Source organism: Streptomyces sp. S6, from assembly GCF_054880855.1.
Genome location: NZ_JBTYMC010000403.1, coordinates 1 through 5,139, shown reverse-complemented (window position 1 = coordinate 5,139; position 5,139 = coordinate 1). Strand labels below are relative to the sequence as shown.

Here is a 5,139-nt window from a genome sequence, read left to right as displayed (position 1 = left end):
CGGGGACGCCGCCGTCGGGGGCGCGGCCGACGGCCTCGGGGACGCCGCCGACGTCGGTGGCGAGGACCGGGATGCCGCGCGCGAGGGCCTCGGTGACGGCCATGCCGTACGTCTCGGCGTAGGACGTGAGGACCATCAGGTCGGCGCACGCGTAGCTGGCGTCGAGGGCGGCGCCGGAGCGCGGCCCGGTGAGCTTGAGGCGGTCCTGGAGGCCGTGGCGGGCGATGAGTTCGCGCAGGTGGGCGACGTACTCGACGTCCTGGTCGACGCCGCCGACGAGGTCGCAGGTCCAGGGCAGTTCGGTGACGGCGGCGAGGGCCTCGACGAGGCGGTGCTGGCCCTTGCGGGGGGTGACGGCGGCGACGCACACGAGGTGCGAGACGCCGTCGGTGCCGGACGCGACGGGCGCGATGTCCGCGCCGGGGGCGGCGACGTGCACCTTCTCGGGGGCGAGGCCGTGGTGCGAGACGAGCCGGCGGACGGCCCAGTCGCTGGTGGCGATCACGGCGGGCACCGCGCGCAGCACGGTCCGCTCCAGGGCGTCGAGTTCGGCGGCGACCTCGGGCGCGAGGCCCGTCTCGTCGCCGAGCGGCAGGTGCACGAGGACGGCGAGCCGCAGCCGCTCCGCCTCGGGGACGATCACCTCGGGCACTCCGCAGGCGACGATCCCGTCGAGCAGGACGACCGCCCCGTCGGGGAGGTCGCGCAGCGTGCGGGCGAGCGCCTCACGGTCGCCGGCGGCGGGCCGGGGCCAGTCGCCGTCCGCGAGGTGCTTGCGCACCTGCCAGCCGAAGCCGGGCAGGTCCAGGCAGACCCGCCGGTCGTAGGCGTTGCCGCCGCTGGGCCGGCTCGGGTCGTCGACGCCGCCCGGCAGGACGAAGTGGACGGTGCGCAGGGACATCGGGATGAGGTCGCCGTTCTTCCGTACGACGGGCTGCTGCTTCGGCACGTAGGCCAGCGCCGTCTTGTCGAGCCGGACCCGGGTCCGCTCGATGGTCGTGTCGGTCACAGGGCACGCTCGTAACTCGCCCAGGCGACGTGCGACTCGTGCAGGGTGACCGAGAGGGCGGCGATGCCCCGGGCGCCCTCGCCGAGCGCGCCCTTGTGGATCCGCTCGGCGAGGCGGTCGGCGACGACCTTCGCGAGGTACTCGGTGGATGTGTTCACCCCGGCGAAATCCGGCTCGTTGTCCAGATTCCGGTAGTTCAGTTCCGCGACCACGGCGCCCAGTTCCTGGCTCGCGAGTCCCATGTCGACGACGATGTTGTCGTCGTCCAGCTGTTCGCGGCGGAACGTGGCGTCCACGAGGAACGTCGCTCCGTGCAGGCGCTGCGCGGGTCCGAAGACCTCGCCGCGGAAGCTGTGGGCGATCATGATGTGATCGCGGACGGTGACACTGAACAACGGACGACCCTCCAGGTGCGGCACGTCTGGTCCCCGGCATTCTCGCGCCGGGGCGTGCCGTGTAGTACGGCTGGCCGCTTCCCCGTGTTCAGCGGCCTCTGACTCTTTTCTCAGGTCAGGCGCGCGTGCGCGTCAAGGACACGGGTAGCGCACCCGGTGGCACAGCGCCGGGATCTTCCCGGAGACCAGCTTCGGCATGACCTCGGGCAGTTCCTCGAACGCGCACTCTCCGGTGATCAGCGCGTCCAGCGCCGGGTCGGCGAGCAGGTCGAGGGCGAGGGCGAGGCGGTCGGCGTAGGAGCGGCTCGCGCGCGCGGGGGAGACGGTGCCGACCTGGCTGCTGCGGATGGTGAGGCGTCGGGAGTGGAACGCCTCGCCGAGCGGGAGGGCGATGCGGCGGTCGCCGTACCAGCTGAGTTCGACGACGGTGCCCTCGGGGCGCAGGAGTTCGAGGGCCTTGGTGAGGCCGGCCTCGGTGGCGCTGGCGTGGATCACGAGGTCGAGGTCGCCGGCCGCGTCCTGCGGGAGCGCGAAGTCGATGCCGAGTTTCGCGGCGGTCTCGGCGCGGGCGGGGTCGGCGTCGACGAGTTGCGCCTTGACGCCGGGGAAGCGGGCTAGGAGGGCTGCGACGGAGCAGCCGACCATCCCGCCGCCGACGACCGCGACCCGGTCGCCGATCATGGGGGCGGCGTCCCAGAGGGCGTTGACGGCGGTTTCGACGGTGCCGGCGAGGACGGCGCGTTCGGCGGGGACATGGGGCGGTATGACGATCACACTTGAGACCGGGACCACATATCTGGTCTGGTGCGGATACAGGCAGAACACGGTCTTGCCGACGAGGTCCGCCGGCCCCTGTTCGACCTCGCCCACATTGAGGTACCCGTACTTCACGGGCGCCGGGAAGTCTCCTTCCTGGAACGGCGCGCGCATCGCCGTGTGCTGGTTCTCGGGGACCTTCCCGCCGAACACCAGCGTCTCGGTGCCCCGGCTGATCCCGGACCACAGGGTCCGCACCAGCACCTCCCCCTCGCCGGGCTCGGGGACCACCGTCTCGCGCAGCTCTCCCTCACCCGGACGACGGACCCAGAACGCGCGTGCGGCGCTCTTCATGGAAAACCTCCTGAACGATCGGCATCCGGTTCACGTACCGAGATGTGGCACAGGCCGCGCACAGTACGCGGCGATGATCGACTCTGTCACTCGGCCGGAGGATGTGCGGTGGCCCTGAACAACACGTACGAGGCAAGGCTGGTCCAGCAGGAGACCGCTCTGGGAGCGGGCGCTCAGCTCCTGTTGCTGGCCCTGCTGGGCTCGGTGATCGGCATGGGCACGGCGGGCTGGGCGACCGGCCTCGTCTTCGCCCTCGGTACCTGGGCCCTGCTGTCCGGCGCCTGCCACCGCTCGGGAATCCGCACGTTCGGCCCCGCCAACCGCGTCACGCTGGGCCGCGCGGTCCTGGTCGGCGGGGTGACGGCCCTGGTCGCCGACTCCTTCGAGTCGGCCCCGCCGGTGACGCTGCTGGTCGGCCTCACCGCCGTCGCGCTGATCCTGGACGGCGTGGACGGCAAGGTCGCGCGCCGCACGAACACCTCGACGCCGCTGGGCGCGCGCTTCGACATGGAGGTCGACGCGTTCCTGATCCTCGTCCTCAGCGTCTACGTCGCCACGCAGCTCGGGCCGTGGGTGCTGCTGATGGGGGCCATGCGGTACGTGTTCGTCGCCGCCGCGTACGTCTGGCCGTGGCTGAACTCCGCGCTGCCGCACAGCATGGCCCGCAAGACGGTCGCCGCGACGCAGGGCATCTGCCTGCTGCTGGCCGGTTCCGAGCTGCTGCCGTACGCGGCGAACCTGGCGATCGCGGGGACGTCGCTGGCCGCGTTGGTGTGGTCGTTCGGGCGGGACGTGGTGTGGCTGTTCCGGACGCGGCCGGGGGCGGGGGCGGGTGCCTCGGCCGGCGAGCGGGGTGCCGAGACGTCGGTGGAGGCGGAGGCCGGTGACGCCCGTGCCGCCTCCGTCACCGCTGTCGCCTCTGTCGCCTCTGTCGCCGAGCCCGTCTCCGTGCCCGTCGTCGTGATCTCGGAGCCGATCGTGGCGGCTCTCCCGGCCAAGGACAGGCCGGTGCTCGCGGCACGCTGAGGCGCTCGCCGCACGAGGAACGGCCCGGACCCCGCGGGGGGAGTCCGGGCCTTCTCGCTATGCGGGCCGTGTCGAGCGCGCCCGTGCCACCGCGAAACCTCCGGCGCCGAGCCCGACCGCGCCCAGCGCGATCCCGGCGACGCCCAGGTCCCGGGCTGCGGAATCGTGGCCGACGGCCTTCGCGACGGGCGTTTCCTTCTCCGGCGCCCTGTCCTTCGCGGACGTCAGGGTCAGGACCGGCGCCGGGTTCTCGGGGTCGTCGTCCCCCTGCCCGGCGGCCTCGATCCACCGGACGACCTTCCCCGAGTCGTACGTCTGGAGGGTTTTGAAGGTGAGTTTCGCGGCGTCCTCGGGAAGCTGTCCGAAGGCGACGTCGAAGTCCTCGAACTGCCCGGGGGCGATCTTCCCGCCGGTCCAGGTGATCTCGGAGACGGCGTCGGTGATCGTCCCGTCGTCCGTCCTGACCGGTGTCCTCAGCTTCGTGCTGGTGACCTTGGGGGTCCACCCGTCGTGCGGGGTGACGAGCACGCCGAGGAGCGGGTGGTCGGTCGGCAGGAAGACCTGTACCTGCGAGGTACTCGCCTTGTCGTCCTCGTCGGGGACGCGGAACGTGAGCAGCCCGTCCGTGGCTCCCCGGGGGTAGCTCTCAGGATGGACGGTGACGTGCGCGGACGCGGCACCCGCCGCCGCGAGGACTCCGCCTGCGGCGAGCAGGACGGCGAGGGCCGCGGCGCGTGTGCGGTGCGTGCGTGTGCGGTGCATGGGGTGGTGGTCTCCGTACGGGAGGGGTGGTCGTTTCCTTTCAGCCGAGGCGCAGCACGGCCCCCGGCGGCCCCCTCCGCCGCACCACGTGCCGCAGCGACACCCGGCACGGCTCGGGCAGCCACCACCGCCGCCGTACCACCGAAGTACTACGGGCCACCCCCACGGGCCCCCGCCACCAGGCCACCAGCCCCGGCACGAGCACCCCGGCCCACCGCAGCAGCCCCCACACCGCGACCTCGCCCCGCCGCAGCCACCAGGAGGTGAGCAACGCGGCGAGAACGTGCGCGGCGAGGGTGTGGGGGGTGCTGTGGTGCAGGGCACCTTGGTGAACGGTGGCCCGGTGGACGACGGTGTCGTGCGCGGCGTCGTACCGGACCGGCATCCGCATGCCCGGCATCCCGCCCCCGCCCCGCTCCCCGGCCCCGAACCCGGCGTGCAGCCCGCCCTGCGCGGCCAGTGTCCCCCCGCCGATCGCGACGAGCCCCCGCTCCCGCCCGCCGAGCAGCCACCCGGCGACGAAGACGGCCCCGAAGCCGAGCCCTTGCGCACCGGCCGAGGGCGTCTCTCCCACGGCCGCCGCGTGCGCGCCGACAGCCAGCAGCACGCACACCGCCGCGAACACGGCGGCGCGCAGCCCACGGACTCCCGGCGACGCGCTCATGCTCCGGGATCCTGCCACGCACGGCCGCGCGGCTTCACCCGCCTTGACCGTTCTTGGGAATCGCCGGGGTGTCGACGGGGCTCTCGACGGATCTCTCGGCAGGGCTCGCGGCGGGGTTCTCGGCCGAGGCGGGGCCGGCGTCGCCCCCGCGCGGCAGCACCGCGATCGCCGCG

6 protein-coding genes are annotated in these 5,139 nt (G+C 73.2%); 1 reads left to right on the top strand and 5 read right to left on the bottom strand.

Features of this window, described 5'->3' with window-relative positions; translation table 11 throughout:
* The 3 genes from ACVNF4_RS32325 to ACVNF4_RS32315 all read right to left on the bottom strand — a co-directional run.
* Positions 1–1,009: glycosyltransferase family 4 protein (locus tag ACVNF4_RS32325; RefSeq protein WP_461806436.1), on the bottom strand; the 1,009-nt coding region annotated here is incomplete at its 3' end.
* Positions 1,006–1,404 carry a 6-pyruvoyl trahydropterin synthase family protein gene (locus tag ACVNF4_RS32320; RefSeq protein ID WP_461806435.1) on the bottom strand — a complete coding sequence of 133 codons (399 nt, stop codon included), beginning with the start codon at positions 1,402–1,404 and terminating at the stop codon, positions 1,006–1,008. The genes ACVNF4_RS32320 and ACVNF4_RS32325, both read right to left, overlap by 4 nt.
* 132 nt (positions 1,405–1,536) lie before the next feature.
* Positions 1,537–2,514, bottom strand: coding sequence for a zinc-dependent alcohol dehydrogenase (locus ACVNF4_RS32315; protein ID WP_461806434.1), 978 nt, complete (start codon positions 2,512–2,514; stop codon positions 1,537–1,539).
* 108 nt (positions 2,515–2,622) lie between these two features.
* Here ACVNF4_RS32315 and ACVNF4_RS32310 point away from each other — a divergent pair, with 108 nt between their 5' ends.
* Complete coding sequence (locus ACVNF4_RS32310; protein WP_461806433.1) at positions 2,623–3,540, top strand: CDP-alcohol phosphatidyltransferase family protein; 918 nt, start codon at positions 2,623–2,625, stop codon at positions 3,538–3,540.
* Between the two features lie 57 nt (positions 3,541–3,597).
* Here the strand turns inward: ACVNF4_RS32310 and ACVNF4_RS32305 are convergent, their stop codons facing one another.
* Together ACVNF4_RS32305 and ACVNF4_RS32300 are read right to left on the bottom strand one after the other, a co-directional pair.
* A complete protein-coding gene (locus ACVNF4_RS32305; RefSeq protein ID WP_461806432.1) occupies positions 3,598–4,302 on the bottom strand; it encodes a YcnI family protein in 705 nt (234 codons plus the stop codon).
* A gap of 40 nt (positions 4,303–4,342) precedes the next feature.
* Positions 4,343–4,966: a hypothetical protein gene (locus ACVNF4_RS32300; RefSeq protein WP_461806431.1), complete on the bottom strand. Its 624-nt coding sequence runs from the start codon at positions 4,964–4,966 to the stop codon at positions 4,343–4,345.
* Positions 4,967–5,139 lie beyond the last annotated feature (173 nt).

What these genes read in the sequence shown, in the direction of transcription:
- ACVNF4_RS32315 (WP_461806434.1), bottom strand. Translation starts at nt 2,514, where the DNA reads ATGAAGAGCGCCGCACGCGCGTTCTGGGTCCGTCGTCCGGGTGAGGGA.
- ACVNF4_RS32305 (WP_461806432.1), bottom strand. Translation starts at nt 4,302, where the DNA reads ATGCACCGCACACGCACGCACCGCACACGCGCCGCGGCCCTCGCCGTC.
- ACVNF4_RS32300 (WP_461806431.1), bottom strand. Translation starts at nt 4,966, where the DNA reads ATGAGCGCGTCGCCGGGAGTCCGTGGGCTGCGCGCCGCCGTGTTCGCG.